The following is a 26,161-nucleotide window of genomic DNA, read 5'->3' on the forward strand; positions in this document are numbered from 1 at the left end:
CCCCCCCCCCCCCCCCCCCCCCCCCCCCCCCCCCCCCCCCCCCCCCCCCCGCCCCCCCCCCCCCCCCCCCCCCCCCCGGCCCGGCCGGCCCGATCACCGGGCGCGGCGGGCCAGCCGGTCGCGGTCGAGCAGCACGACCGCGCGGGAGTCCAGCCGCAGCCACCCTCGGGTGGCGAAGTCGGCCAGCGCCTTGTTGACCGTCTCCCGGGAGGCGCCGACCAGCTGGGCCAGCTCCTCCTGGGTCAGGCCGTGCTCGACGCGGACCCCGGCCGCCTCGTTGCCAGGCTGCGCGGGCTCACCGAACCGCACGGCCAGGTCGAGCAGCGCCTTGGCGACCCGGCCGGGCACGTCGGTGAACACCATGTCGGCCATGGCGTCGTTGGTCCGGCGCAACCGGGCAGCCAGCACCCGCAGCAGCAGCGACCCGGCGTCCGGCCGGGCCCGCAGCCACGGTCGCAGCGCCGAGTGCTCCAGCGACACCAGTGAGGCGTCGGTCACGGCCGTCGCGGTCGCGGTCCGAGGGCCTGGGTCGAAGAGCGACAATTCTCCGAAAATGTCCCCGGGCCCCATGACATACAAGAGGTTCTCGCGCCCGTCGGCGGACTGGCGTCCTATCTTCACCTTGCCGGACAGGACCACGAAGACGCGGTCGCCAGGTTCCCCTTCCCGGAAGAGCACGTCACCACGGGTGACGTCCCTCCGTTCGAGGTGGCTGGAGAGCGCCTGGCGGTCCAGGTCGGACAGCCCGACGAACAACGGAACGCGGGCAAGCAGATCGTCCACGGAGTGAGCATGCCAGTCCAGCGGCCGTCGAGCACGACCAGGGCACCTGGAGACCTCGCGCGGCCGCTCAAAATGACCAGATCAGCCCAAAGATGTTGCACAGAGTAGTCACCTGAGACGACCGGCGGGGTCCACCGGTGGTCGGCGACACCCATCGCCCACGACACGCCGGACCCCACTTCCACGACCGTGGGTGCGTCGTCCACCATGTACCCGTCATGTTTCTCTTTGCCGCCATCGCGTTCCCCGTGGTGCTGCTCGGGCTGTTGCTGACGATGGAGCGGGTCGAACGCCCGCTCAACGCCGCCGACACCCGTAAGGGCCTCGAGGGCTTCCTCGACAACGCCCGGCCCGACGAGGTCAACACCTTCGTCAACCAGGGTCTGGCCCCCGCGCTCGAGCGCTACCGTCGCCGGATTCGTCGGACCCCTCCCGGCAAGCACCGGGCGGCCTAGGGCGCCCGGCCACCGTCTGAGGCGCTCGCGCGCAGGTCAGGCGGTCGCTGACCGACCGGTCCGTCCGGGCTGTCCGGTAGCCGCCCGGGTGCCCCACGTGTCGGAACCTGTCGGCACGGAGGAATAGGCTCGGCTCATGCCGGCCACCGTCGACCCGTCCGCTCAGCCTTCCGGGCCGGCGCAGTCTTTCGGGTCGGCGGAGACTCCCGGGTCGGAGACGCCGCTGGCGCGGACCCGGCGGGCTCGGCGGATCGTGCGCATCCTGGGTGAGGTGCACCCGGACGCCCGGATCGCCCTGGACTTCACGACGCCGCTGGAACTGATCGTCGCGACCGTGCTCTCGGCGCAGTGCACGGACAAGAAGGTCAACGAGGTCACTCCCACCGTCTTCGCCCGGTACCCCGTCGCGGCGGCCTATGCCGGCGCCGACCGGGCCGAGCTGGAGACGATCCTGCGGCCGACCGGCTTCTTCCGGGCCAAGGCGAACTCGGTGATCGGCCTGGGCGCCGCGCTGGTCGACCGGTTCGGCGGCGAGGTCCCGCGGACCCTCGAGGAGCTGGTCACCCTCCCCGGCGTCGGGCGCAAGACCGCCAACGTCGTGCTCGGCCACGCGTTCGACACACCGGGCATCACGGTCGACACGCACGTCGGGCGGCTCTCCCGTCGGTTCGGCCTGACCACTCAGGATGACCCGGTCAAGGTCGAGGCCGACCTGGCCGCGCTGATCGAACGCAAGAACTGGACGATCGCCTCCGACCGCATGATCTTCCACGGCCGGCGTGTCTGCCACGCCCGGCGGCCGGCGTGCGGGGCGTGCGCCGTCGCGAAGCTGTGCCCGTCGTACGGCACAGGCCCGACGTCCGAGATCGAGGCGGCCAAGCTGGTCCGCGGCGACGTCGAAGCGGCCCGATGACCGGACCCGACGGCGGGCCTGATTCGACCGAGCAGCCCGCGGGCGAGCCGGACGGGCCGCCCGGATGGCTGACGGCGGTGGTCGCGACGGTCGCCGACGGCGGGCTGTCGTTCCACCCGGAGGACTGGCCGGGGCCGCCCGCGCACGCACGGCCCGCCGCCGTGCTCATCCTGTTCGGCGCCGGCGAGCGCGGCACCGAGGTGCTGCTGCTGGAGCGGTCAGCCGACCTGCGCAAACACGCGGGGCAGCCGGCCTTCCCTGGTGGTGGCTCCGACCCGGGCGACGGCTCGCCGGCCGAGACCGCGCTGCGCGAGGCGCGTGAGGAGGTCGGCCTCGACCCGACCGGCGTCGACATCCTGGGCGTCGGCCCGCCGCTCTATGTGCCGCACAGCAACTACCTGGTCACCCCGGTGCTGGCCTGGTGGCGGGTGCCGTCACGCGTCTTCGCCGTCGACGCGGGGGAGACGTCCGCCGTCGCCAGAGTGCCGATCGCGGAGCTGGTCGACCCGGCGAACCGGGTCCGGCTGAGCCACCCACGCACCGCGCTGCCGAGTCCCGCGTTCCGCGTCGCCGGCCTGACGGCCACGGTCTGGGGCTTCACGGCGGGCATCCTGGACGCGCTGCTGCGCCTCGCCGGACTGGAACGGCCGTGGGGCGAGGGCCCGCCGGTCGAGGACGCAACCGTCAACGCGTCGATCGCCCTGTCGGCGGCCCAGCTGCCCGAGGCAGGCGCCGGCGAAATCGACCCGGCCGACCTACCGGTACTGGATCTGGGCGTCCCCGCTCCGGCCAGCGCGCCAGGCGGCGACCCGGTCGGCACCGGGACCGGTGCCGGCTCCACCGAGGAAGGGTCGGCGGCGTGAGCAGGGCCTGGAACAGCTCGGACGCGGTGGCACGGGTCATCGGCGGCCCCATCGGCGCAGGGCCCGGCAGTGTGCCGTCGGGCCGGCGCGTGGCCGTCGCCGCCGCCGCGGCGCTGGCACTGGGTGCGACGGCCGCGGGCTGCGCGGCCAAGCAGCCGGTCGCGCCCAAGATCGTCGCAGTCGAGACGCCGACGATCTCGGGCGGCGTCCAGGTCTTCCAGGTCACCGGCCTCGCCGACCTGCGCTTCGACGTCAGCACCCTGGAGGCGAAGCCCGGCAAGATCCGGGTGGACTTCACGGTGGCGAGAGGCTCCGCGTCCCACGACTTCGTCATCCCGAAGATCCCGGCGGCGCGCACCAACATCATCGGCGCCGGGTCGACCCAGTCGGTGACGTTCGCCGTCACCGAACCGGGCGACTACCCGGTGATCTGCACGCTGCACCCAAGCATGACCGCCACGCTGCACGTCGGCTGACCCGGCGCGCCACCCTCGACGACCTCGGGACGACCACGAACTAGATGAACCTTCTCGACGTCATCCTGCTGCTCGTCGCGCTGCTCTTCGCGGCCTCCGGCTACCGCCAGGGCTTCCTGGTGGGCGCGCTGTCCTTCATCGGCTTCCTCGGCGGCGGCATGATCGGCGCGCAGATCGCCTACCCGTTCGCCCAGCTGATCGGACAGCGCCAGCACGGCGCGCTGATCGCGCTGGCCGTCGTCATCGTGCTCGCCTGCCTCGGTCAGGTCGCCGGCACGGCCGCCGGGGTCGCGCTGCGCAGCCGGCTCACCTGGCGGCCAGGGGAGACCGTGGACTCGCTCGCCGGAGCGGTGCTGGCGGGACTCTCGGTGCTGCTGGTCGCCTGGCTGCTGGCGACCGCGGTGGAGCGCTCGCCGTACCCGACCGCAGCCCGCGAGGTCCGCGGCTCCGCCGTGCTGACGACGGTCGACGCCGGCATGCCGTCGGCCGTGCGGGACGCGTTCTCCAGCCTGCGCCGGCTCGCCGACGGGAGCGGCTTCCCCGCGGTGTTCTCCGGCATCGGCGGCGGGTCGATCGTCGCGACCGACCCGCCCGACCCGACCGTCGTGCAGGGCCCGGCGGTGCTCGACGCCGCGGCGAGCGTGCTGAAGGTCCGCGGGATCGCGCCCTCCTGCTCCCGCCAGATCGAGGGCAGCGGCTTCGTCTTCGCCCCGCAGCACGTCATGACCAACGCCCACGTCGTCGCCGGCGTCCGGGAGCCGGCCGTCGAGGTCGGCGGCCGGCAGCTCCCGGCCCGGGTGGTGCTGTTCGACCCGGCGCGTGACATCGCGGTGCTCTACGTTCCTGACCTCAACCGGGCGCCGCTGCGGCTGCAGAGCTCGCCCGACGGACGGGCCGACGACAGCGCGGTCATCGCCGGCTACCCGGAGGACGGGCCCTACCAGATGGTCGCGGCGCGCATCCGGGACCGGCAGGAGGCCAAGGCGCCGGACATCTACTCGCGCGGCAGCGTCCTGCGGGACATCTTCGCCATCCGGGGCACGGTGCTGCCGGGCAACTCGGGCGGCCCGCTGCTGTCGGCCTCGGGAACGGTCTACGGCGTGATCTTCGCGGCGGCCACCGACGACAACGACACCGGCTACGCGCTGACCGCCGACGAGGTCAACGCCTCGGCACAGGCCGCCGCGACCGCGACCACCCCCGTGAGCACCAGCGGTTGCCGCTGATCAGGGCGTCGGGGTGTCCAGCCAGCGCAGCAGGACCTCGCTGACCTGGTCGGGCGCCTCCTCGGGCAGGAAATGGCCGACGCCGGGTAGCAGCTGCCAGGTGTAGGGCCCGCTGACGAAGCGGCCCGAGCCCTGCGCGGTGTCCGGCAGCAGGAACGGGTCGGCGCCACCGTGCAGGTGCAGCACCGGGCAGCTCACCGCCCGGCGCAACGCCTGGGCGAACCGGGCCCCGTCCGGCCGGAACAGCGACCGGAACACCCAGCGGTGGTACTCCAGCGAGCTGTGCGCCACCCCGGGAATCCGCATCGCCGCCCGGTAACGCCGGTCCTCGTCGTCGCTGGGGAAGCCTGAACCGCCCCAGGCGCGCAGGTAGCCGCCGACCCGGGCCGCGTCGTCGGCGACGAGCTGGCGTTCCGGGCGCCAGGGCAGCTGGAAGCCGAACAGGTGCGCGCCGGCGAGGCCCTGCCCGCGCGGGTCGACGGCGTACTCGTGCCGAATCCGCAGCGGGTGGGGCATCCCGAGAACGGCGATCCGGCGGACCTGGCGCGGCCAGACCGCCGCCGCCGTCCAGCTGGCGAGCCCGCCCCAGTCCTGGCCGACCAGGACCGCGTCGCGCTCCCCCAGCGCGCGGATCAGCCCGGCGACGTCGTCGGCGAGCGTGAAGGCGTCGTATCCCCGAGGCGGCTTGTCGCTGGCGCCGTAACCGCGCAGGTCCGGCGCGACGACCCGGTAGCCGGCGGCAGCGAGCGCCACCAGCTGGTGGCGCCAGGCCCACCAGAACTGCGGAAATCCGTGCAGCAGCAGCACCAACGGCCCCTGGCCCAGCTCGGCCACGTGCAGCCGGGTGCCATTCGCGGAGACGTCGCGATGCCGCCAGGGCCCGTCGATCAGGACGCTGGCGGGATCCGGTGCGGCCTCGTCCATTCTCACGAGAATCGCAGACCGGGCCGGCTGCCGGTCCGGCCGGTGGCCGCCAGCGGCCTGCCGACCGATGATCCGGCCCCGCCCGGCCGGCTGCCCACCCTCGGGTAGCGGGCCGCTCGACGGCTCAGGCTCGTGGCTCGACGGCCCCGGGCCTGTCGAACTCGGCGGGCCGGCGGCCAGCCGGCGGGGCGGAGTCCCTGGACTGCGGGATCGGGGTGAAAACCGTCCCGGCCGCGGCTCCTGCCTGGGGGGTCGGCCCGGCTGGAGGGCCCGACTTCGTTGTAGGCCCGCCCCTGGCGTCGCCGCCGCCCGTCGCGTGGCGCAACAGGGCGACATCCTCACGGACCGAGGCGACTGTCCGGCGCGGCGGCTGTAGCTTGCGCAGCCGAAGCGCGGCCAGCACCGCCAGCACCCCGGCGAGCAAGAACAACAGCCCGGCCGTCAGCAGGAAGGCCCAGAACCGCTCCAGGCCCAGCCAGGCGAACAGCTCACCAACGAAGATCATAAACGCGAGCAGTGCACCCAGTACCAGGCCGGCCGCCACACCGAGCAGCCCGATGCCCACCGCGGCCGACGCCACCTGGCGCCCCACCTCGGCCTTGGCGAGCTCGATCTCCTGCCGGACGAGCAGCGACACGTCCTTGGTCGCGAGCGCGACCAGCTCACCCAGCGAGGCGTCCCGCCCCGGGCGCCGATCGCCGTTTCCGAACACCGCCACAGGTCCCTCCCACATCCCCGCGGTTGTCGGCACCGCGCACGCCCCTGGGTCCGGCGGCCACCCGCGCCACCGGACTTCCCGCCCCACGTCGAGTGTGCCGGCAGCGGCGCCCGAGCGCGGCGCGTAGCGATAAGTGGGCCGTTATGTGGCGGGGTTCGCGCCCGGCCGAACGGCCGGCAGGGCCGGTGTAGCGTCGGCCGGGTGTCGACAGCGCCCAGCACCCAGGCCGGTCCCGCGCTCGACCCGTTCGCCCGGGTCGCCGCCCTGCCCGGTGTCGCCGAGGCCGTCACCACGGCCCGTTCGGCCGTGGACACCCTGTTGCGCCACCGGGTGCTGCGCCGGCAGAGCGCCGAGGTGACGGCCGAGGCATCGTTGCGCTCCGCCCGAGCCAGCGCCGCGCTGGAGGGCCACGACCTCGGCCTCGAGGCGCTGCGGGCCCGGCTGACCGCCGGCGAGTCGGCGGCCCAGGGCGGGGACGAGCTGGCGGTGACGCTCGGCGCGGTCCGGCTGTACGCGGAGCTGGGCAGCCTGACCGGCGCCTGGGAGCGGGCCCCGCGGCAGGCGTTGGCCCGCATGCACACCCTGCTCGGCCGGGGCATCGTCGCCGACGCCGAACTCGGCCGGCCACGCGCCGGCGCGGCCGCCGCCGACCCGCTCGGGCTCGGGACGCCACCCGGCTCGGCCGAGGTGTCCGCCCGGCTGGACGGCCTGGTCGGCCTCCTGGTCGAGAAGACGACGGCGCCGGCGATCGTCGTCAGCGCGATCGTGCACGGCGAGCTCCTCGCGCTGCGGCCGTTCGGGAGCCTGGACGGGATGATCGGCCGCGCGGCCGCCCGGCTGGTGCTCATCGGCCGCGGGCTGGACCCCAAGGCGGTCACCGCCGCCGACGTGGGCCATCTGGAGGCCGGCGTCGGTGACGACAGCGTCGCCGACTACCGGACCGCCGCGGCCGGGTACGTCCACGGCGGCGCTGATGGCCTGCGCGCCTGGCTGCTGCACTGCGCACGCGCCACCGAGCTCGGCGCCCGCGAGTCCCTCGCCGTCTGCGAAGCGATCAGCCGGGCGGCGTCCTAAGCGCCTCACCAACCACCCCCTTCGGGCTCATGATCGTCGTTTTGGCCCTCGGGTGGTCGTAGAAAAGCGCTGATCACAGCCAGGCGAGGGCCAAAACAGCGATCAAACCGTCAGGCGACGCCGCGGACGGCGCCGATCCCGGCGGAGATCGGCACCCGCGCGGTTGCGGCCGGCCCGTTCCCGGCCGTCGGCGCGATGGTGTGATCCCGGCCGCGTCGTCGCGAACAGCCGTCCGTCCGTGATCGGCGGGCCACGGCCAACCTTCCCTTGTAACGCATCAGGCGCCCTGTGGATGAGCCTCATCCACTAGGCAGCCAGCGCGACCCCAGGTCAGCGGCCCGACACCCCGCCCTACCTGTACTCTCGCCGTTCACAGCGTTACGCGAGATCACGCGGTTTTACGCTGTCATGCGGACTGAATGCGGACCGGGATCACGTTCCCGGACGCACCCCGCGGACGACTGCGCGGACCGTCGGCTCTGACACCCCGGCCGCCTCGGCGATCTCGGACACCGTGTGCTGGCCCGCCCGACGGATGTCCCGGATGCCCTCGTCTCGCTCGCGCCTGGCGCCGTCGAGCGCCTGTTCCGCCCCTTGGACGGCCGCCGCCAGCGTGCGGAGGTCATCGAGATCGCGGGCCTTCTTCGCCATGCGCGTGATCGTAGCGGGATAGCGCGCTATCGCAGTAGCGCGTTGTTCAAGGATTGGCTAGACAGATATCGCGATATCGGACTATCGTCCACAAGGAAGGCGGACCCCGGCGGTGCTGGAACACCACCGAGGCCCTTGATCCAGACACCTGCGCTAACAGGAGACCGAACCCATGCAGAGCCTCTCAGAGCCGGCCACCGCGCCGGCTGAACCCCCGGCCGAGGCGCCGGCGGCCGTCGCCGGTCACCGCGTCGACCTCCCCGTCCCGTGCACGGTGGCGGACCTGCGCGCCGCGCTGCGCCGGATGAACGGCGCCGACCGCATCGTCGATGTCCGGCTCGCCAACGCCCACGGCATGGTGTGGCTCGCGCCGGTCGACGGTGTCGAGCTGACGGTGCAGGTGTCCGCGTGAGGGCCCCGACGCGGCTGGCCAGCGGCCTGGAGCTGACCGAGGCCGAGGTCACGGCCGGGCGGCAGCGCCTGGCGGCCGTCGGCACCGCCCGTGCGGCTCGTGACGGCCACGCGATCGGCGCGGCCAGCTTCACCCTGGAGCGGCTGCTGGCGGGCGACCTGGACCCGGCGAGCGAGCGCGGACAGGCATCGATCCGCGCGGCGCTGGCCCTGGTGGCCGTCCTGCACGAGCGCCCGACGCGCGTCGAGACGGTGGCGGCCCGGCTCGCCGAGGCCGAGGACACCGCGGCGTGGATGGAGGAGAACGCCCCGGAGCGGGCGGAACGCTTCCGGGCGCGTGCCGGGTCGCTTCGCGGCGAGCTGGCCGTCCTGGAGGTCCGGATCGCCCGCGCGGCGAAGATCGAGGCGGAGCGCGCGCACCCGAAGGACGCCGCCGCCGAGACGCCTGCCGACGTCCGCCCAGAGTCCTCGCTCGCCCCGGTCGACCCGGACAGTCCGGCCGGCCGCGTTGCCGTCCAGCTCGCCGAGGAGATCGGCGAGCACCTGAGCAGTTTCTCGATCGGCCGCCCACAGGGCGCCCTCGTCGCGAACGTCGCCCCCGGGGCCGAGGTCGAGCATCTGCGGGCCGTCGCCGCCGCGTTCCCGGACGCGAAGGTGTGGGCGGACGGCACCTCGTCGCGCGGCATCTTCATGGTGATCGTGGAAGCCGTCCGGGACGGCGTCGCGGTCCAGATCTCGGCGGTGCTGTTCCCTCGGCAGGTCGAGGAACAGGCAGCCGCACGCGCCTGGATGGCCGAGCGGGCTGCGGAGGTCGGTGCCCGATGAACGCCCGCACCATGGCCGGCCCGGCCGTCACGACCGAGCTGCTGACGCCGTCGCGCGCCGAGCTGTCCGACGCGCGGGCCCGGATCGGGGTCCAGGGCGGCGCGTTCAGCGCCTCGTACACGGCGCTGGGGCTCGCCGCGACGGGTCTGGCCGGCGTCATCACGCGGTCGCTGCTGTCCGGCGACGTCGAGGCCGCCGCCGCCGCGTTGCGCCGGCTCGGCGCGCTGGACTTGGCGGCCGCCGAGCAGCGGGCGCGGCTGCTCGCGGCCGACCGGCCGGCGGACCGACACCGTCTGGCGGTCGTGTGATGACCCGGGTCTCCGACTTAATCGCCGCGTTCGACCAGCAGCTCGACGCGAAGACCGCCCAGCTCGGCGACGAGTACGCCGAGGGCGCCTCGGACATGGTCGAGCTACTGCTCCCCCTGCTGATGCGCTCTCGCACCGAGCGGGACGACCCGGCGATCGACGCGGCCTGGCGCGACGAGGAGGCCCGCCTCACGGCCGAGGCGGACCGCCGGCCGCCGGAGTACAACGACGGCGCGATCGCCGCCTGCGAGGCCTTTCTCGGCCTGATCGACGCGATCCGGGCGGCGCGCCGCACCCGCGGCGCGTAGCCCGCGCCCGTACCCCACCGGCCCGTCCTGAGACCACCAGGGCGGGCCGGTGGCAATCCCGACGCGATCCCGACATGGGCCCCGACACGTCGGCCCTAGCGTCGGGACCAGCCGACCCCGTGACCTGCGATGTCGGGTCTGTCGGGACCTCGGCGCACCGTGCCGCTAGCCGCTAGGTGCCTGCTCGGGGCGCCTGTGGGCCGCTAGCGGCGCCGCTAGATCTAGCACCGGCTGGTGCTAGATGGGCCGTTGCGGGGGGCGCAACACGGCCGCGACATGTTGCGCCCTGCGTCGCGGCTTTGTTGCGGCCTCGCAGTCGCCTGACCAGCCCTGTTGCGCCTGTCGCGGCTGTGACGGGCATGACGTCAATGACGGGTAAAGCGCCCCCTGTGGCGGCCTGGGCCGGCTCGCGCTGGGGGCGATCGAACCCGTCAACCCGTCAACCGCGCCAACCGGGCCTGTTGGCGTCCATCCAGGCCTCGACGTCACCCCGGAGCCAGAGGCGCAACCGCGGGTGGTCGAGCACCGGGAGCGGGAAGCCACGGCGGCCGGCGATGTTCTGCGCCCAGGCCCGCGAGACCGGCTCGCCCTTCTTGGCGCCGAGCAGCACCTGGAGGGTCGCGATGTCGACGGCGTCCTGGAGGTCGCCGACGGTCAGCGACTCGCTGCGTGGCCTGCGCACGGCGCGGACGCTAGGCGTGCCCGTGCGGCATTGCCTCTCGGCGATAGACGTGAGGGGTGTACGTACGCCAATGCCGCGCGCTACGGTGCCCGCCAGGACACGAAAAAGGCCCGCCCGGTGTGCAACCACCGGAACGGGCCGCGACGCCGTAGGGGGCGCCGTTATGAGCATGAGCATGCCTGAGCCGAGCCGAGGCGTCGAGCCGGACGACGACGAGCCGGTTCGCGAGTGGGACTTCACGAGCGTCGTCTCAGCGGACGACTTCGCGCCGGCCGCACAGCGCCACCGGGCCCGGCTCGACCCCGACGCCCTGCGCGCGCTGGACCGCTGGGCCGGCCAGTGACCGACGAGCAGCGGGCAGCGCTGCTGCGGCAGATGGCGACGAGCTACGCCAGCCGTGAGAACCCGCGTGACCGGCACGTACTCGTGCGCCTGGTCGGCGGTGAGCCCATGGACGGCGTGATCTGCCCGACGCCCGAGGCCGCGCTGCTCGTCGCCGACGCGATGGAGCTCCAGCCGAGCGACTTCCTGATCGTCGTCGCGCGGGAGATGTAGCCCGGTGGACATCGTCATCACTGGCCGCCCGACGGAGGTACTCGTCGCGATCGACGCGCTAGAGCTGATCTTGTGCGTCGAGGAGGCCTCGGTGCCCGAGCCGACCGACGACGGCCGAGTACGGGTGCACGCGGTCGTCATCGACCCCGAGGCTCCGGAGAACCAGCCGACCGACGCCGAGGTCGCGTCAGCACTGGGCATCCCGCCGCCTCAGTAGGGCCGCCGGCCGTTCGATCCCCTTCGGTTCACCTGGACGTCGGTGATCGAGTCGGCCAGCGCCTCGGCCAGCTCGCGACGCTGGCCCGGTGTGGCGATGACGCCCGCGCCGACGGAGATGTACTGGATGACCGTGACCGGCGCCGCCGCACCGTCCCAGCCGCCTCCGGCTGCGCGCGAGCTGCGGGTCAGCGAGCCGTCGTAGACGTCCTCGTGCCTGGACAGCAGCGCGTTCGTGGTGGCGTGGTCGATGATCGTGCCCGGAACCTTCGGGATGAACAGCTCCTGGCCGCGCTCACCTACGAGGTACGGCGAGCCGGCGGACACCGGTCCACCGGTCCACCGGTTGCCAGGGATGCGGGAGTCGTAGAGGTCCATCCCGGCGCCCTTGTTGATCTGCTGGGTGACGACCGTCAGAGTGACCGTCTTGTCGTGGACGCTGTCGAGCCAGCCGTTGATGCCGTCGGCGGCCGAGTGGGCCTTACCGACCACGGCGTCAAGGTCGCGGTCGACGTTGCCCTTGAAGGCGTCGACGTCGCTCGCGGCCCGGCGGAACGGCTCGCCGAGGGGCCCGAGCAGGGTGGCCCACACGCGCAGGGTGCCAGCCACCGCCGTGGCCGCCGCATCGAAGATCGCCTTGAAGCCCTCGATGATCGCCGCGAAGGCCTGAAGCATGATGATCGCGAGATTGGCCGCCGCCTCCATCAGGGTCGAAATGATCGTGATCACGGCCTCGATCTCGATCACCATCGCCTTCAGGCTCGCGATCAGGTAGGCCCCGATCGCGCTCGTCGCGAGATCAACGATCACGGTCCCGAGCTTCTCCAGCCCAGTCACGAAGACCTCAAGCTGAGGCTTGTTGTCCTCGATCTTCTGCCGGATCTGGTCGAGGGCCGGCCCGAAGTGGTCGACGAGGATGCCCGCTACCTTCTGGACGGCGGGGAAAAGGTGATCCTCGATCCAGGTGGAGAGCCTCTGGAACGCCGGGATGATCACGTCGTTCAGCAACGGCGCCACATGATCGTTAAAAAACGGCACGAGCTGGTTGCGCACGATCTCCAGAAGGCCACTGATGCCGTTGAGCGCGAGGTCGCGCACGGCGGCCGTCGCGCTCATGAAGGCCGCACCGAAGGGCCCGGTCACGAGACTGATCAGCGACGTGAACGTGGGAATGAGCTGCGTCGTGATGAAGGTGTAGAGCGTCTTTCCCTCGGCGCCGAGGCGCTCCAGGACGCCGACCCATCCGCCGTCCGAGACCGTGCCGTTGAATCCGGCCTGTAGGGCGGTCCACGTCTCGTTGGCGTAGAACTTGATGTTCTGGAGAATCGTGTCGATGTTGTTGAGCGTCGTTTCGGACGTGGCCCAGGAATCGAACGCGGTGCCGATCTTCAGGATCGAGGCCGAGAGGTCGGTGCCGTCCGTCTTCAGTGCGCCGAAGATGGCGTGCGCGCCCTCGCCGAACCGGAACAGACCGGTCAGGAACTTCCCGACGCTGTCGGCGCCCTTCTGGATCGAGGCGGCCAGGTCGCCGCTGGCCTTCTTCGCGTCGACCCACTGCGTGATCGCGTCCGCGCCGACCTCGACGAGGTGGGAGAGGTTCACGAACGCTGGCTCGGCAGCGACCGCGACGTCGAAGAAGGCGCTCGCCAGCTGGATCCCGGCGTTGCCGAAAGCCCGGGTCGCCGCGGCGTTCCCGGTCATGACCGTGGCGAGGTCGGCCCGGAACATCGGGCCGGAGAAGACGGCGCCGGCCGTGGCGGCCAGGTCGCCGAGCACGTCGGCCGTGGCCCGTACGCCCTCCTGGACGACGGGGAGGTCGGTCGCGAACCGCTTCAGCCCGTCCGCGAAGCCGGGCGCGAACGCCTTCTCGGCCGCCGACTTGATCGCGGTGAACTGCGGCGTGAGCGTCTGGAGCTGCCTGGATGCCTCATCCGAGACGAGCTTCAGCGTCCCCATGCCCTGCGCCATCGTCAGGACAGCAGGGGCAGCGATAGCCGCGGCCGGGGCCATCTGGCCGACCCACTGGAGCAGGTGCACGCCGACCTCGACGGCGCCGGCGGCCTCGCCCGCCAGCTTCACCGCGGACGTACCGACGCCGAGCAGACCGGTCGCGGCGCCCTTGGCGCGGTCCTTCAGCCCGTCGAAGATGCCGCCGAGGCGGCCGGCGTCGTCACCGGCCTGCCGCAGGCTGCCGCCGCCGGACTCCTCGACCCGGACCCGCGCGGTGTACGTGCCCTGGACGCGCTCCAGCAGGTCGCGCAGGAGCTCGACCTCAGCGATGGAGTCGATGTCGACCCGGATCGGGATCTCGATCCTGTCGCGAGCGTCCAGCCAGGCCAGGCCCACGGAAAGGTCAGCGAGCTGGTCGGCGGCGTGGTCCAGGCCGTCGAGATCGATCCGCGCCTCGACGCGCCGGCCGTCGAACCGGTCGAGGTCGGCCCGCAGCGCGTCGAGCGCGCCCTCCGGCTCGATCTCCACCCGCACCCGGGCGGTGTAGTCGCCCCTGAACCGGTCGAGATCCCGGCGGACCGCGTCGAGGTCGGAGCCCTCGGTCTCGACCCGGATGTCCGCGGTGCGCTCGCCGGTCAGGTCGTCCAGCTGCTCGTCGGTCTGCCGCGCCTGCTCGGCCGCGTCGCGCAGCGCCCGCGACATCGAGATGTCGCGGCCGGTGAGATCGAACCTGAGTTCCTCGCGCGTTCCGGCCACGGCAAAGCCCCTCCGTCGAAAACGACGGAAGACCTCATGCGCGAGTAATCTCATTCTATCGGGAAAGCGGCAGGAAGGGTGGTACGAAATGACCAACTGGGAGGCTGGGAATCCGGATTTCCCGCCGACGTTGCGCGAGGTTCTCCTACCGCGTCTTGCCTATGCCATCTTTCACGAGCCCGACCCGGAGAAGCGGGCCTTCATGGCCCGGGTTCTTCCTGAGGGAAAGTACGACGCGCTGTGGCACATCGTTCCTGACGGGCCCTCGCTCGCCGCCGCTGTCGACTTCACGCCGATCGGCGGCGAGCGCGCCATCGTCACGAGCATCTCTCGCGTCTTCGAGAAGTACCCGGACCTCATTCCACCCGATCGGCGCGCGCACTACGAGGGCCTGTGTGCGCGGCTCGCCTCCGAGTTGCCCGCGGTTCCGGACGACGCCTCAGCCCTGTTCGAGGGGTAGGGGGCTGTCGGACCGGTCCGCTACACTTCTGCGCCCGACCGGCCGGTCAAAGCGAACGCCCCGCCCGGCGGAAGGCCTCATGCGCGAGCCGTCCGCCCCGGCGGGGCTTCGTCGTTACCAGCGGCGCGAGCGACCGGCGTCCTTCTGGGCTCGGGCCTGGCCGTGGCGCTTCTGAGCGCCGGCACGGGCATTACATGATCGATGAGAAAATCCGCGGTAGCCCTGCCGGTCGTCGGTGTGGTCGAGGTCGAGGCGCTGGCCCTGGACCATCGGTTGGCCGCAGCGGGTGCAGGGCGTGCCGTAGGCCGCCTCGAGGCCGGCCCGGCGTGCTCGAGCATGAGCGGCGCCGTAGCCGCGCTGGGCGGCCGTTGCCCGCGCCGATGACGGGCGCGGGTGGGTTGGGCAGGGCTGGCCCCGCTCGACCGCGCAGCCGCATATCCGCAGGGTGCGCATCAGATCCGCCGGATCGCGCGGGAGACGGCGCGCTGAGCCGCGGCGCGCATGTCCGGTTCGGCGGCCCGCATCGCCTGGTTCCACCACGGCTTGCTGGCCTGCTTCGCCCAGACGCGGCGGTTGCCGAACACCGGGTGTCGGAAGCTGGGCGCGTTGGTGACGGCGGCCATGTGGCCCGCAGTGAGCCGGTACTCGATGCCGTTGCCCGCCTGGCGCAGGACGACGTTCACCGACCGGGCGATGTCGGACCGGAGTCCGGTGGACCGGCCACCCTGGCGTCGTGGCGACGGCGGGTCGCCCGGCAGCCGGAGCCTCAGCGCCTCGCGTTGGGCCTGGCGGGCCGCCTTGTTCGCCGCGGCCCCCAGCTCGGCGCGGAGCTGCGCGTCGAGCACCTGGTCCCAGTTCGCGGCCCGTTCGTACAGCCGGGCGAACGGGGAGCTGTCGCACGCGAACGACAGCGTCCCCGCGCGCTGGGCACCACGACGCCGCTGGGACCGGTGGGCGGCCCGTAGGGCACCCCCTCTAGCCATCGTGTTCCTCCCTCATGAGCGTGGCCAGGATGCCCCTCATGCGGCCGGAGCGTCCTCGGGCAGTTTGATCAAGGATGTCCAACCGAGCGCCCGTAGGCGGCGCTCGGCGGCCTGCAGTGACGGCTCCGGGTCCGTGTGGTGCTTGCTCGCGGCGATGACGGCGCGCTCGTGCTCCACGTGCCGGTCCTCGGAGAACTCGCCGTCCAGGACGCGCAGGCCGTCCGGGGTGAACTTGGGCATCGTCGTTCCTCCCTCAGGCGACGTTGTAGGTGAACGGGACAACCCGGACCTCTTGCCGGTCCTCGTCGCGGGTCTCGGACCAGAGGCGGAACCGGGCGCGCATGGTCGCGCTCGGCTCCATGGCGCGGTAGGCGGTCTCCTTGTCGCACCAGGACGGGCACGGCACCGCGCGGCCGGCACCGCCGTCCCAGTGGCCGTGAGACCGCCGGTCCGGAGCCAGCAGGGTCGCGACGTACGAGCCTCGCCGCGAGCCGGCCGAGCGCGCCTCGGTGCCCACGGCTCGACTGGACTTCTCGACGCCGTCCAGAAGCGCCCAGACCTCGTTGCCGGTGAGGCTGCCGCGCTCGTTCAGCGCGTCCTCAAGCGCGCTGAGGTGCGGAGCATGCTTGCGCAGCATGGTCTCGACGTGGAGCTCCACCCGGGCGAGCTGAGCCCGAGTGGCGCCGAGGTGGTGAGCGCGTTTGTAGTCGTCGCTCCACGACTCGTCGTCGAGCGAGGCCCGGTAGGCCGGGTGCATGCGCTCGCCGACCCGGCCGGCGACGAGAACGGCGATGTCGGCCTCGGCGCCGAGGCTGTAGACGCCGGTGATGCCTGCCGCCCGGCCGTCTCCCGGGTCGATCGTGACGTGGCTGAGGTCGCACCCGAGAATCCAGGCGACCAGCGCGTGTGAGCCCTCGTGGCGGGCCACCAGCACCCGGCCGTGGGTCGCGTTGTAGCGGTCAACGGCACGGTCGTGCAGGGCCCGCTGCGCTGCCCGCATCTGCGGGGTGATGCCGAGCCGGCGGTCGTGCTCCGACTGGGTGGGCTCGACCGAGGCTGACTCGGCCGGGCGCCACCGCGCTGCCTGCGACAGGCGGACGGCCGAGGCCGGGACGGTCCTCCTCAGGACTGGGGTGTACCCGCCGCCGCCCCGGGTCAGGTCGAGGGAGCGGCCACCCCCGCGGACGCCGGCCACCTCCCACAGGGTGCCACCGTGGGTGACGGCGTCGCCGACGCCGAACCTGTTGGTCTGCATTGTCGATCCTTTCTCGTGCTTGATGCATTCATCATCGATCACTTGTGCGAAGCGATGAACGGCCGAGCCGTGACGCTCGGTATTTGTGCAGGTCAGAGGGTCGTGGGTGGTAGGGGTACCGGGGGCAGGTGCTACGCATCGGCCATGATCACCCACCGACCCCAAAACCGTCGCGGCTCTCCCCCCGCGCGCTGTGCGCCCAAACGATCAACGGGCCACGCACCCAGTGACGGTGGCAGAACGTGACTGGTAACGCTCTGGAGTTGGCCGCTGACCCATGACGGCGAGTACGGAGAGTGAAATTCTGGCCCGAAAAATCACACTGGGTGGTGCCGGCGGCCGAAGGGACCGGTTTTCGGGTCGGTGCCCGGGCCGGCCGCGCGCCGGCACCCCGCCCCCCGGCGCCCGGGGCCTCCCTGGCCGCTCACCAGGGCTTCGGATGGGCTCGGCGGCCGGCGGTGACGCTGTGTAGCTCGCGTTCGCGACGTCAGCGTGAGTGAAGATCGCGAACGTCGTCGCGCTCGACGCGGTCGTCGGCTCGGGCTCGCCACCCACGGCCACCCGGGTGGCCGGCCCTGCCTGCCCACCCACCGGCACCCCGGCACCCACCCGGCCGCGGCCCCGTCGCCCCGGCCTGCGTCGCCGAGCCCCGGCCGTCACGCCACGCCCCCGCGCTTGGCCTGCCAGGACGCCAGCCAGGCGCCCGCCCGCGCCAGCGTCCGGGCCTCCTGCTCGACCGCGCCTCGGTGGATCGCGATGATCGCCACCCGCCGCCGCATCTGCGCATGCCGCCGAGCAAGACCCCCGAGCCGCCGACGAGTGACCTCGTCGAGCCCGCCGAGCCACGCCTCGTGGCCAGCGTGAGGCCCGGCGACGGTGCCGAGCCGCAGCTCGCACACCTGGCAGTCCTCAGCCTCACGCACCCGCATCGTCACCACCGCCTTCAGCCCCGGCGATAGCCGCCGCCAGGCGGGCGTAGCCGACCTCGACCGGGTTGCTGTACGCCATCAGGCCGAGGCTCTCCAGTACGTCCTGACGCGCCACGGGGTCGCTCACCGTGCGGCACACCAGCCGCGTCGCGGCCTCCTGCTGCGCCTGCGTCGCGGTGTCGCCCGCCCTCGTGTACGTGGGTCCGCCGGCCGCCATCAGACGGCCACCTTGCGAGCCCGGCGCCGAGCCCGCCTCGCGCACGCGCGGCAGAGCACGTCACCCGCCCCCGTGCTCTCGGCCGCCCGCGGGCGCGTGGTCGTCTTGCCGCAGGACGAGCAGGTCTCGCGGCTCGATCCGTGGTCGTTCACGATCTGTCCTCTCTGGAGGTCTGACTACTGCCAGTGACGCCAGGCACCGGCAGGTCGCCGCGGCAGCCACGGCAGATGCCGAACAGGAAGGTGAAGGGCCCGAGCGCCACGCGGGCGCCCGAGCCCCGCTCACGGTCGACCCGGCCGCACCCGTCGCAGGTCCAGTCCGCGTCGCCGCCGAGCCGGAACAGCGTCGGGTAGCAGGCCTTGCAGGCGACCAGCCTCGGCCGCCAGGCCGCAGCGAAGACCGGCTCCGGACGGCGCGGGTCGGGGATGTGTCGGCAGGTGGCGGCCCTGCCCGCGTACCAGGCTGCGAGGGTGTCCAGCAGCCCGAGCCGGACCCACGCCGGCGTCCCGTCAACGGCCGTCCAGCGCTCGGCTACTCCGTGCGCGTTGCCGTAGGCGCGCATCGCGCGGAGCGCCTCGGCGGCGGCGGCGTCGAGCTGGTCCAGGTGCGCCGGCGCCGCGACAGTCCATGCCGCCCGGATGTCCTCGAAGTCGGCCGGCGTCATGACGGCCAGCAGGTCGTCCATGGCCACGGCGGCACGGGCCGGGTCGACGGCGGTCACTGGGCGCCTCCAGCCGTCAGCCGCGGATGGGCGTCGTAGCTCGGCGACGGCGGCCGGCCGGTCCGGCGCGGTGGGTCGGGGCGGCGCCGGATCCAGCCGAGTTCTTCGAGTTCGCCGAGCACCGCTTCGACGTCGGCGGTTGTCTCGGCCCAGGCCCGCCCGCGGATGGCCTGCCAGGCGTCGCGGAGCGTGAAGGCATCCCCAGAATCCCCAGAACTGCCCGCCCGGCGTCGGATCCAGCCGAGCATCGCCACCTGGCGGCTGTCGCGCTGGTGGTCGTCCATCGCCAGGGCAGCGCGGGCGTGGGCGATCAGGTAGTCGGCCAGCCCGACGGCCGCCTTCATGTCGTCGGACTGCACCTCGCTGGTAGCCGGGTCACGGACGAGGGCGAACAGCGCGGCGATCCGGACGACGGCCCCAGGCAGCTTGGACGCCCACGCGGCGATCCGGCCGAGGTCACCGAGGTCCGGGTGCAACCGAGGTTCCACGGCCGCCCGAAGCCCGTTGAGGATGCCCAGCGCCTCGGCGTTGACCTGGATCCGGACCGGGGCAGCCAGGGCCTCGGCGGCGTCCAGGATGCCGCTGACGCACTCGTCCCACTCCTTGGCGTCGTCCGTGGGCACGTCCGGGGCGTCCAGGGCTCGTGTGCCGACCGTGGTCGGAGGCACGCCGAACAGGAACCGGGGCAGCAGACCGCGGTCCGTGAACGCCCGGATCTTCCCGGCCTCGGCGATCACGTCGGGCTGCACGATCAGGCCGAGCGTCAGGAAGGGCCGCTCGATCTCCGCGCCGAACCGGTTGATCCGGTCCGTCTGGTGCGTCTCGCAGTCGTAGGCCTTGAGCACCAGGTCGACGTTCGCCGTGTCCGAGTACCGGCCGGCCAGCGTCCCAAGGAACCCACCCTCGGCGGACAGGATCGCCATCGGGCCGCCCTGCTCGGCCATGAGGTCGGCGAGCTTCTCCGGAGTGACATCGTCGGCCAGGAGCCGGAACAGGCTGGGCGGCCGGGTCTCGCCGAGCTTCCGGGCCAGGCCGCGCGCCTCGGCCTCGGTCGTCGCGACCTTCTCTCCGGTCGCCTTGGCGGCGGCCGACTCCGCTGCCTTGGCGCGCGCCTCCAGGATCCGGTAGGCCGCGGCGTCTTCGAGGTACTGGGCGCGGTGGCCCTCTCTCAGCCGCTTCTGAGCCTCGCGGAGCGGCCGGCCCATCTCCCTGTTCACCGCCGTCTTGCGAGTGCCCGAGTCGGACAGCGCGGCCAGGTAGAGCGCGGTCTGCTCGATCCACCCCGGGCGGACCACGATCTCCCAGCGACCGCGGGTGGCCGCCGACAGGACGGCCAGCCCGACGAACGCGGGTAGGTCCGGCGGTGTCTGTGCCGTCGCCGCGACCGCCAGCGTGATCCCGCCGAGCGCGCCCGGCAGGCGCTCGATCGGGAACGCCGGCAGACGCGCGGACAGCGGCAGAGGATCGGGCCATGGGACGTCCCCACAATCCCCAGAAGCCCGCTCGATCGAGCCGCCGGCCTCTTCTGGGGATTGTGGGGATGCTTCGGCGGGGTCGTACAGGCGTAGCTCGTCGAACCCGTGTCCAGTGGCCAAGTGGTCGGAGATGTCCTTGCTGCCCTTCGCCGGGAGCCACACCGAGACCTCGCCAACCACCGGCCGGAGTGCTTCCGCGACGGCCGCAGCGTGCGTCCGTCCCGGGTCGTCGTCGTCCGCGATCACCCAGACCCGCCCGGCGCCGGCCAGGCTGGCGGTGTACTCCGGCCGCCACTTCCCGGCACCGCCGGGGTTGCAGGTCGCAACCAGGCCGCCGGCGACCAGCAGATCGACGTCCTTCTCTCCCTCGCAGATGTAGACCTCGGCCCCGTCCTTCACTGCGGCCACCACGTCGGGCAGGTGGTAAAGCACGCGGCGCACGCCGGACATCGACCAGGCACCCGAAGCGGCCTGCTGGCGAAACGACTTCGGGGCCATCCGGTGGACCGTGAACAGCAGCGTCCCGACCTCGTCGGGGTAGCGATAGCTCGCGACGATCCGGGGCCGGTCCGAAGCCTCGCGCGGCGGGAACAGGTCGGCCTCGTCCAGGCCCACGGCGGCCAGCACGGATGCCAGGTCGCATTCGGCCTGGCACTTCAGCAGCACCCGGCCGTCCTGACCAATCCCGACCGACAGCGACGGCGACCGGTCCTCGTGGGCTGGGCACCGGACGTCTTGCTGACGGCGGTCGGGGTCGAGATGCCACCCGGTGGCACCGGTGTACGCGTCGGCGAACCGCTCCAGCGGCGAGGTAGTGACGGTCACTCGCCCACCACCCGGATACGGGCCAGCTCGCCCCGGCGACGCGCCACGTCGCGCTGGAGCTCGTCCTCGCGATGCCTCAGCGGCCGACCATTCGCGGACGCGAGCCGGCGCAAGTGGGCGCGTAGGCGGGCCCTGGCCACATCCCCACGACTCGGACGAGTCGGCGCGGGTGCGCTAGTCTCGCCGTGAGTCTGGCCGCCCGCCTGACCTTCTGGAGCGCCGTCCCTCCCACGGGGGCGGCGTTCCTCATTCGGGGGCCTCACGCAACGCCAGCCGTCTCCGCTCGCTCCTGCGCGGCGATCCAGGCGTCAACGACGCTTCGGCGGTACCGGACGGTGCCGCCGAGTGCGAAGCCACGCGGCCCGAAGCCGCGGTGCCGCCACTGCCGCAACGTGCCAGGCGGCACCTTCAGCAACGCGGCCACCTCGACCGTCCTCAGCAACTCGTCCACGCTGTGACCTCCGCACGCTTGATCTGACACCAGACCCGTGCGCATCGATATCGGTGCGCTGCACCAGAGATACCGGGCGACCGTCCCGTTCGTCAAGGGACTCGACATCGGTTCGCGTTCTGCTACGTTCATCGCGTGACAGAAGAGCCGCGGCTACTACGCGCTGTCGTCGGGGAGTCCGTCCGCCGCATCCGGGAACTTCACGGCGCGCGCCAGGACGATGTGTCCCGAACTGCGCGGCTGTACGGGCTTGCATGGTCGCGCTCGAAGGTGGCCGAACTGGAGCGCGGCGAGAAGCCGGTCAGCATCGAGGAGCTAGCCCTGCTCCCCAGGATCCTCACGGACCTCGCCGGCGCCGACATGATCGGAACTGTCGACTTGGTGCCCTCCAACGCGCTCATCCGCCTGAACGACACCGTGACCATCACCGGCGAGACGCTTCGCGGGATTCTGGGCGGCCGAGGTGTCGGAATCGAGTCGGCACGGGTTCCGCATGATCCCGATGGCTGGAAGTGGGAGATCGCGGAGAGGATGCCCGGCGGTGGCGAAGCTGAGCGGAAGACTGCTCGCGCACTCGGCGTGACGCCTGCGGACGTCATCTCGGCTGCGTACCGGTTGTGGAAACGCCCGCTCACGGACGAGCGGGACCGGATCGTGACCGAGCGGGACCCTGATGCGTCACCTGACCGACGTCGGGCCCTGCGCGGTCAGGTGACGCGCACGCTCGTCGAGCAGTTGACCGCCGAGATCGGCAAGGGGTCGTGAGCGTCAAGAAGCGGCCGGACGGCAAGTGGCGGGCTCGCTACTACGATTCGGCCGGCAAAGAGCACTCACGCCACTTCGCCCGCAAGGTCGATGCCGAGAGCTGGGAGCGTGACCAACGCGCCGCGGTCGCCCGGGGGACGCACGTCGACCCTGCCGCCGGCCGGGAGACGGTCCGTGTGTACGGCGAACGCTGGCGGGCCGCGCAGGTGCAGCACCGGCCCGAGACCGCGACGAAGGTCGAAGTCATCACGCGCCTGCACGTCTACCCGGTGCTCGGCGATCGAAGGATCGCCAGCGTCCGCCGGTCGGACATCCAGGCCCTCGTGACCGCCTGGTCCGCGACGGCCGCGCCGAACTCGGTCGCGTCACGCTTCGGCTGGTTGGCCGCGATCTTCAAGAGCGCCACGGTTGATGGAGTCATCGGCGTCTCGCCGTGTTCGATGATCAGACTGCCGGAAGTCGTCGGAGAGCTGGTCGTGCCGCTGACGGTCGCGCAGGTAACCGCGATCCACGACGCCATCGCCGAGCCCTACCGGCCCGCCATCCTGGTAGGCGCTGGCTGCGGGCCACGCATCTCCGAGGTGCTCGGCATCACGAAGGACTCGGTCAGGTTCCTGTCCCGCGACCTCGACGTCCGCAAGCAGCTATCGGCCCGCAAGCCCTGGCGGTTGGTCCCGGTGAAGTCGAAGAACAGTCCGCGCACCGTGCCAGCGCCCACGTTCGTCACGGACGCGCTGTCGCAGCTCACGCCCGGCGCGATGCTCGGCACTCTGCTGCACCGCGGAGACGAGACCGGCGAGCCGATCTCGCAGGTGATGCTCTCCACGGCGTTCGCCGGTGCGGTCCTGGAGGTCAACCGGCTCGCCGAGGAGCGCGCCAGGGGTCGGAAGGCGGGACGGACGACCGAGCCGGAACTACCGACCGTGCCAGCGGGGACGACCTTCCACGACCTTCGCCACACGTACGCGAGCATGTTGATCGATGGCGGGGAGTCCGTGACCGTGGTGGCTGATCGCCTCGGGGACACCGCTGCGCAGGTGCTCAAGACCTACTCGCACTTGTGGCCGGACTCGGCGGACCGTACGCGCCGGATCGTCGATGCGGCATGGTCCCATCAAGATCAAGCGGACGAATTGCGGACCGTCGGGAGCAAGGACACGGGCTGACCTGCGGCCGAGCGCTCCAGCCGTGGATGAGCCTCATCCACAGGGCGCTCGCGGGTGCACGGTAGGCGGGACTCGCCCTCCGGACCGAAGGGACGCGGGTGCCATGCCCCCTGCCCCCACCACCCGTACCGCACGGCTCCCGGCCGTCGCGGCGCCCGCCGCCCTGGCTGTGGCCCCGCCCCTGGTCGACGCGGTGCGCGACCGGCTGACCGACGCGGCACACCCGCCGACGCCCGCGGACGTCGCCCGAGCACTGGCCCAGGTCGCCGGCCCGCTGCCCGCGGCCGACCAGGAGGCCGCCCAGCTGGCCGTCACCGCCGAGCTGCTCGGCGCCGGACCGTTGGAGGCGCTGCTCGCGGACCCGGGCGTGACGGACGTCCTGGTCAACGGCCCGGCCCGGGTCTGGGTCGACCGCGGAGCCGGCCTGGAGCGGACAGAGGTCCGCTTCGCCGACGAGGAGGCGGTCCGGCGGCTCGCGACCCGGCTCGCCGCCGCGGCCGGCCGGCGCCTCGACACTGCCGCGCCGTTCGCCGACGCCCGCCTGCCGGACGGCAGCCGACTGCACGCGGTGCTGGCCCCGGTAGCGACTGACGGGACCTGCCTGTCGCTGCGCCGGCCGCGCCGGGTGCCGCTCACCCTCACGGAGTGCGTCTACGGCCAGGACGCCGCGCTGCCGGGGGTGCTGCGGGCGCTGGTCGCCGGCCGGCTCGCGGTCGTGGTCACCGGCGGCACGGGCACCGGCAAGACGACCCTGCTCGCGGCGCTGCTCGGCTGCGTGCACCCGGCGGAACGGGTCGTCGTCGTCGAGGACACCTCCGAGCTGGTGCTGACGCGGGAGAACGTGGTCCGGTTGCAGGGCCGGCCCGCGAACATCGAGGGAGCCGGCGCGATCACCCAGCGGGACCTGGTCCGCCAGGCACTGCGGATGCGGCCGGACCGGCTGGTCGTCGGCGAGGTCCGCGGCCCGGAGGTGCTCGACCTGCTGGTCGCCTTCAATACCGGCCACGACGGTGGCTTGACGACCATTCACGCGAACACGGCCGGGGCGCTGCCCGCGCGGGTCGAGGCGCTCGGCGCGCTCGCCGGTCTGTCCCGGGCGGCGGTGCACAGCCAGCTGGCGGCTGCCCTCCAGGTGGCCATCCACCTGCGTCGGGACAGCGGCGGGCGGCGGGGCGTCGCCGCGATCGGCGTGCTGCGCACGGAGTCAGACGGTCTCGTGCGGGTCCGGCCCGCGTTGGTCACGGCTCCGGCGGGGAACGCCGCGACCGGGGGTGGACCGGGCGGGCCGCCGGGCGCCCTGCTGCCGGCCGACGGCCTGTCCGCGCTGCGTGACCTGCTGCGCGACCGCGGCGTCACCCTGCCGCCCCCGTTCGGGGCCGCCTTGTGATCGCCGCGGCGCTCGGCCTCGTCATCCTGGTCTCAACCGTCCGGTCGGCGCGGCGAGCCGCGCGACGCTGGCGGTCGGCCGACGACCGCGCCGTCGCCGAGGACCTCCTGGCGGCCTTCGCGGCCGAGCTCGACGCCGGGGCCGAGCCGGCCGTCGCCCTGCGCACGGCCGTCACGGCGGCCCGTGCTGTCGGCACCGGGCTCGTCGAAACCGCGACCGGCCCGTCCGCCTCGCGCGACGGCGAGTTGGACGCGGTGGCCACCGGGCTGGCGGCCGGGACGGACCCGGCCGGGCTGCTCGCCGGCTGCCGGACGCCCATGCTGCGGCAGCTGGGGATCGCGTTGCAGGTATGCCGGGCAGGCGGGGCTCGACTCGCGCCGGTCGCCCGGGCGCTGGCCGGGCAGGCCCAGGCGGACGCTCGGCGGGCTGGTGAGCTGGCCGCCGCGCTGGCCGGGCCACGGTCGTCCGGGCGGCTGGTGGCCGGGCTGCCGCTGGTCGGCCTCGGGTTCGCGGCCCTGCTGGGCGCCGGACCGGTGCATGTCCTGCTGGGCACGTCGGCCGGCTCGGCCTGCCTGGCCGGCGGGGTGCTGCTCGACCTGCTGGGCCTGCGGTGGCTGCGCTGGACCGGCGACCGGGTCACGCGACGAGCCGAACCGCCGACGACGCGGGCCGATCAGGCCTCCCGTCGTCGGTCGAGGTCATCCGGAGGCGCCCCGGCGGCCTCCTTCCGGCCCGGGCGGAGGGCCCTGGCCACCGGGCGACGACGGCTCCTGGCCGACCTGCCACTGGCACTCGACCTCGTCGCCGCCTGTCTCGCGGCGGGAGCGACGGTCCCGGCTGCGTTGGAGGCGACCGCGGACGGCGTCGGTGGACCGCTCGGCGCCGAGCTGCTGGCGGCCGCCCGAGGCCTCCGGCTCGGCGCGCCGGCAGGCCACACGACCGCCCGGCTGATGGCCGCCGGCCAGAGACCACCCGGGCCGCTCCCGCTGTCGTTACGTCGGGTGACCGGTCGTCGCGGGGCGGGCCGTGGGCAGCCGCTGGCGGCTGCCGCGCAGGCGCTTGGCCGGGTGGAGACCAGCGGTGCCCGGCTTGCCGACGCGCTCACCAGCATCGCCGCGCGGGCCCGCGCGCAGTCCCACGACGAGGCGATCGGCGCGGCTCGTCGGGCCGGCGTCGCGGCCGTCGCTCCGCTCGGCCTGTGCTTCCTGCCGGCGTTCCTGTTGCTCGGCGTGGTTCCGACGATTCTCGGTTCATTCCACGGCCTGTTTCCGGCCTCGTAGGCGTCCCCAGATTCCCCGCGAGTCTGGGCTTGTCCTGGCACGCCAGCGGGCCGTACACACCGCGTCGACCTCATGCCGGGGCCGGCAAGCTCAGCCCCCTGACTTGACGCCGTTTTGGTCCTAAGGGACGACTCCGTTGGTTGATTCGGGGTC

The 26,161-nt window shown here is 73.0% G+C and carries 32 protein-coding genes; 18 read left to right on the top strand and 14 right to left on the bottom strand.

The features are described from left to right. Positions 1-93: 93 nt before the first annotated feature. Positions 94-783 (bottom strand): Crp/Fnr family transcriptional regulator, encoded by a 690-nt coding sequence (locus I6A60_RS31190; protein WP_203023516.1) that lies wholly within the window; start codon positions 781-783, stop codon positions 94-96. A 218-nt stretch (positions 784-1,001) separates the two neighbouring features. On the opposite strand from I6A60_RS31190, the gene I6A60_RS31195 reads away from it, so the two are divergent. The 5 genes from I6A60_RS31195 to I6A60_RS31215 all read left to right on the top strand — a co-directional run bounded on the left by I6A60_RS31195 (position 1,002) and on the right by I6A60_RS31215 (position 4,716). Further along, on the top strand, positions 1,002-1,238 hold the full coding sequence (locus tag I6A60_RS31195) for a hypothetical protein (RefSeq protein WP_203023515.1): 237 nt from the start codon (positions 1,002-1,004) through the stop codon (positions 1,236-1,238). A gap of 136 nt (positions 1,239-1,374) precedes the next feature. Further along, positions 1,375-2,151, top strand: coding sequence for an endonuclease III (gene nth, locus I6A60_RS31200; protein WP_238436640.1), 777 nt, complete (start codon positions 1,375-1,377; stop codon positions 2,149-2,151). Next, positions 2,148-3,014, top strand: coding sequence for a CoA pyrophosphatase (locus tag I6A60_RS31205; protein ID WP_203023514.1), 867 nt, complete (start codon positions 2,148-2,150; stop codon positions 3,012-3,014). Before nth ends, I6A60_RS31205 begins: the two co-directional genes overlap by 4 nt. Continuing rightward, entirely contained in the window at positions 3,011-3,490 is a 480-nt protein-coding gene (locus I6A60_RS31210) for a cupredoxin domain-containing protein (protein ID WP_307873952.1), read from the top strand. Before I6A60_RS31205 ends, I6A60_RS31210 begins: the two co-directional genes overlap by 4 nt. Before the next feature lie 44 nt (positions 3,491-3,534). Next, the gene (locus tag I6A60_RS31215; RefSeq protein ID WP_203042488.1) at positions 3,535-4,716 is read left to right on the top strand and encodes a MarP family serine protease; all 1,182 of its coding nucleotides are present in this window, start codon (positions 3,535-3,537) and stop codon (positions 4,714-4,716) included. Here the strand turns inward: I6A60_RS31215 and I6A60_RS31220 are convergent, their stop codons facing one another. Both I6A60_RS31220 and I6A60_RS31225 read right to left on the bottom strand, forming a co-directional pair. Then, a complete protein-coding gene (locus I6A60_RS31220; protein ID WP_203023512.1) occupies positions 4,717-5,640 on the bottom strand; it encodes an alpha/beta fold hydrolase in 924 nt (307 codons plus the stop codon). Positions 5,641-5,764: 124 nt separating this feature from the next. Continuing rightward, on the bottom strand, positions 5,765-6,358 hold the full coding sequence (locus I6A60_RS31225; RefSeq protein ID WP_307873953.1) for a phage holin family protein: 594 nt from the start codon (positions 6,356-6,358) through the stop codon (positions 5,765-5,767). Between the two features lie 201 nt (positions 6,359-6,559). Here I6A60_RS31225 and I6A60_RS31230 point away from each other — a divergent pair, with 201 nt between their 5' ends. Further along, positions 6,560-7,432 (top strand): hypothetical protein, encoded by an 873-nt coding sequence (locus I6A60_RS31230; protein WP_203023510.1) that lies wholly within the window; start codon positions 6,560-6,562, stop codon positions 7,430-7,432. Between the two features lie 432 nt (positions 7,433-7,864). Here the strand turns inward: I6A60_RS31230 and I6A60_RS31235 are convergent, their stop codons facing one another. Beyond that, positions 7,865-8,083 (bottom strand): hypothetical protein, encoded by a 219-nt coding sequence (locus tag I6A60_RS31235; protein ID WP_203023509.1) that lies wholly within the window; start codon positions 8,081-8,083, stop codon positions 7,865-7,867. A gap of 172 nt (positions 8,084-8,255) precedes the next feature. Here I6A60_RS31235 and I6A60_RS31240 point away from each other — a divergent pair, with 172 nt between their 5' ends. From I6A60_RS31240 to I6A60_RS31255, 4 genes are read left to right on the top strand one after another with little or no spacing between them, the layout of a single operon-like run. Then, entirely contained in the window at positions 8,256-8,495 is a 240-nt protein-coding gene (locus I6A60_RS31240) for a hypothetical protein (protein ID WP_203023508.1), read from the top strand. Continuing rightward, positions 8,492-9,319, top strand: coding sequence for a hypothetical protein (locus I6A60_RS31245; RefSeq protein WP_203023507.1), 828 nt, complete (start codon positions 8,492-8,494; stop codon positions 9,317-9,319). The genes I6A60_RS31240 and I6A60_RS31245 overlap by 4 nt, the downstream gene beginning before the upstream one ends. Then, positions 9,316-9,627 carry a hypothetical protein gene (locus I6A60_RS31250; RefSeq protein ID WP_203023506.1) on the top strand — a complete coding sequence of 104 codons (312 nt, stop codon included), beginning with the start codon at positions 9,316-9,318 and terminating at the stop codon, positions 9,625-9,627. Before I6A60_RS31245 ends, I6A60_RS31250 begins: the two co-directional genes overlap by 4 nt. Continuing rightward, positions 9,627-9,935, top strand: coding sequence for a hypothetical protein (locus I6A60_RS31255; RefSeq protein WP_203055769.1), 309 nt, complete (start codon positions 9,627-9,629; stop codon positions 9,933-9,935). Before I6A60_RS31250 ends, I6A60_RS31255 begins: the two co-directional genes overlap by 1 nt. 439 nt (positions 9,936-10,374) lie before the next feature. Here the strand turns inward: I6A60_RS31255 and I6A60_RS31260 are convergent, their stop codons facing one another. Then, positions 10,375-10,617, bottom strand: coding sequence for a hypothetical protein (locus I6A60_RS31260; RefSeq protein WP_203024643.1), 243 nt, complete (start codon positions 10,615-10,617; stop codon positions 10,375-10,377). A 175-nt stretch (positions 10,618-10,792) separates the two neighbouring features. On the opposite strand from I6A60_RS31260, the gene I6A60_RS31265 reads away from it, so the two are divergent. The 3 genes from I6A60_RS31265 to I6A60_RS31275 are packed head-to-tail and all read left to right on the top strand — an operon-like array spanning position 10,793 to position 11,389. After that, complete coding sequence (locus tag I6A60_RS31265; protein ID WP_203024642.1) at positions 10,793-10,960, top strand: hypothetical protein; 168 nt, start codon at positions 10,793-10,795, stop codon at positions 10,958-10,960. Further along, entirely contained in the window at positions 10,957-11,172 is a 216-nt protein-coding gene (locus I6A60_RS31270; RefSeq protein ID WP_203024641.1) for a hypothetical protein, read from the top strand. Before I6A60_RS31265 ends, I6A60_RS31270 begins: the two co-directional genes overlap by 4 nt. Positions 11,173-11,176: 4 nt before the next feature. Further along, the gene (locus I6A60_RS31275) at positions 11,177-11,389 is read left to right on the top strand and encodes a hypothetical protein (RefSeq protein WP_203024640.1); all 213 of its coding nucleotides are present in this window, start codon (positions 11,177-11,179) and stop codon (positions 11,387-11,389) included. On the opposite strand, the gene I6A60_RS31280 is transcribed toward I6A60_RS31275, so the two are convergent. Next, the gene (locus I6A60_RS31280; protein ID WP_203055770.1) at positions 11,383-14,190 is read right to left on the bottom strand and encodes a hypothetical protein; all 2,808 of its coding nucleotides are present in this window, start codon (positions 14,188-14,190) and stop codon (positions 11,383-11,385) included. The genes I6A60_RS31275 and I6A60_RS31280 overlap by 7 nt on opposite strands. On the opposite strand from I6A60_RS31280, the gene I6A60_RS31285 reads away from it, so the two are divergent. After that, positions 14,183-14,554 (top strand): hypothetical protein, encoded by a 372-nt coding sequence (locus tag I6A60_RS31285; RefSeq protein ID WP_203024638.1) that lies wholly within the window; start codon positions 14,183-14,185, stop codon positions 14,552-14,554. The genes I6A60_RS31280 and I6A60_RS31285 overlap by 8 nt on opposite strands. A gap of 452 nt (positions 14,555-15,006) precedes the next feature. Here the strand turns inward: I6A60_RS31285 and I6A60_RS31290 are convergent, their stop codons facing one another. From I6A60_RS31290 to I6A60_RS31325, 8 genes are all read right to left on the bottom strand, one after another. Beyond that, on the bottom strand, positions 15,007-15,537 hold the full coding sequence (locus tag I6A60_RS31290; protein WP_203024637.1) for a hypothetical protein: 531 nt from the start codon (positions 15,535-15,537) through the stop codon (positions 15,007-15,009). A 36-nt stretch (positions 15,538-15,573) separates the two neighbouring features. Then, positions 15,574-15,777, bottom strand: coding sequence for a hypothetical protein (locus I6A60_RS31295; protein WP_203024636.1), 204 nt, complete (start codon positions 15,775-15,777; stop codon positions 15,574-15,576). 13 nt (positions 15,778-15,790) lie between these two features. Beyond that, positions 15,791-16,792, bottom strand: a complete 1,002-nt coding sequence (locus tag I6A60_RS31300) for a hypothetical protein (RefSeq protein ID WP_203024635.1) — start codon at positions 16,790-16,792, stop codon at positions 15,791-15,793. 656 nt (positions 16,793-17,448) lie between these two features. Further along, positions 17,449-17,715 carry a hypothetical protein gene (locus I6A60_RS31305; protein ID WP_238436641.1) on the bottom strand — a complete coding sequence of 89 codons (267 nt, stop codon included), beginning with the start codon at positions 17,713-17,715 and terminating at the stop codon, positions 17,449-17,451. Further along, entirely contained in the window at positions 17,708-17,938 is a 231-nt protein-coding gene (locus I6A60_RS31310) for a hypothetical protein (RefSeq protein WP_203024633.1), read from the bottom strand. Before I6A60_RS31310 ends, I6A60_RS31305 begins: the two co-directional genes overlap by 8 nt. Positions 17,939-18,086: 148 nt before the next feature. Next, complete coding sequence (locus tag I6A60_RS31315; protein WP_203024632.1) at positions 18,087-18,659, bottom strand: hypothetical protein; 573 nt, start codon at positions 18,657-18,659, stop codon at positions 18,087-18,089. Next, positions 18,656-20,959 (bottom strand): DUF3987 domain-containing protein, encoded by a 2,304-nt coding sequence (locus I6A60_RS31320; RefSeq protein ID WP_203024631.1) that lies wholly within the window; start codon positions 20,957-20,959, stop codon positions 18,656-18,658. Before I6A60_RS31320 ends, I6A60_RS31315 begins: the two co-directional genes overlap by 4 nt. A gap of 259 nt (positions 20,960-21,218) precedes the next feature. After that, positions 21,219-21,410: a helix-turn-helix domain-containing protein gene (locus tag I6A60_RS31325; RefSeq protein WP_307873954.1), complete on the bottom strand. Its 192-nt coding sequence runs from the start codon at positions 21,408-21,410 to the stop codon at positions 21,219-21,221. A 135-nt stretch (positions 21,411-21,545) separates the two neighbouring features. On the opposite strand from I6A60_RS31325, the gene I6A60_RS31330 reads away from it, so the two are divergent. The 4 genes from I6A60_RS31330 to I6A60_RS31345 all read left to right on the top strand — a co-directional run bounded on the left by I6A60_RS31330 (position 21,546) and on the right by I6A60_RS31345 (position 26,008). Continuing rightward, positions 21,546-22,175, top strand: a complete 630-nt coding sequence (locus I6A60_RS31330) for a hypothetical protein (RefSeq protein WP_203024630.1) — start codon at positions 21,546-21,548, stop codon at positions 22,173-22,175. After that, positions 22,172-23,341: a site-specific integrase gene (locus I6A60_RS43750; protein ID WP_203024629.1), complete on the top strand. Its 1,170-nt coding sequence runs from the start codon at positions 22,172-22,174 to the stop codon at positions 23,339-23,341. The genes I6A60_RS31330 and I6A60_RS43750 overlap by 4 nt, the downstream gene beginning before the upstream one ends. A 103-nt stretch (positions 23,342-23,444) precedes the next feature. Continuing rightward, a complete protein-coding gene (locus I6A60_RS31340) occupies positions 23,445-24,728 on the top strand; it encodes a TadA family conjugal transfer-associated ATPase (protein WP_203024628.1) in 1,284 nt (427 codons plus the stop codon). Further along, positions 24,725-26,008: a type II secretion system F family protein gene (locus tag I6A60_RS31345; RefSeq protein ID WP_203024627.1), complete on the top strand. Its 1,284-nt coding sequence runs from the start codon at positions 24,725-24,727 to the stop codon at positions 26,006-26,008. Before I6A60_RS31340 ends, I6A60_RS31345 begins: the two co-directional genes overlap by 4 nt. The last annotated feature ends 153 nt before the right edge of the window (positions 26,009-26,161 follow it).

The organism is Frankia sp. AgB1.9 (assembly GCF_016786355.1).
Lineage (GTDB): Bacteria > Actinomycetota > Actinomycetes > Frankiales > Frankiaceae > Pseudofrankia.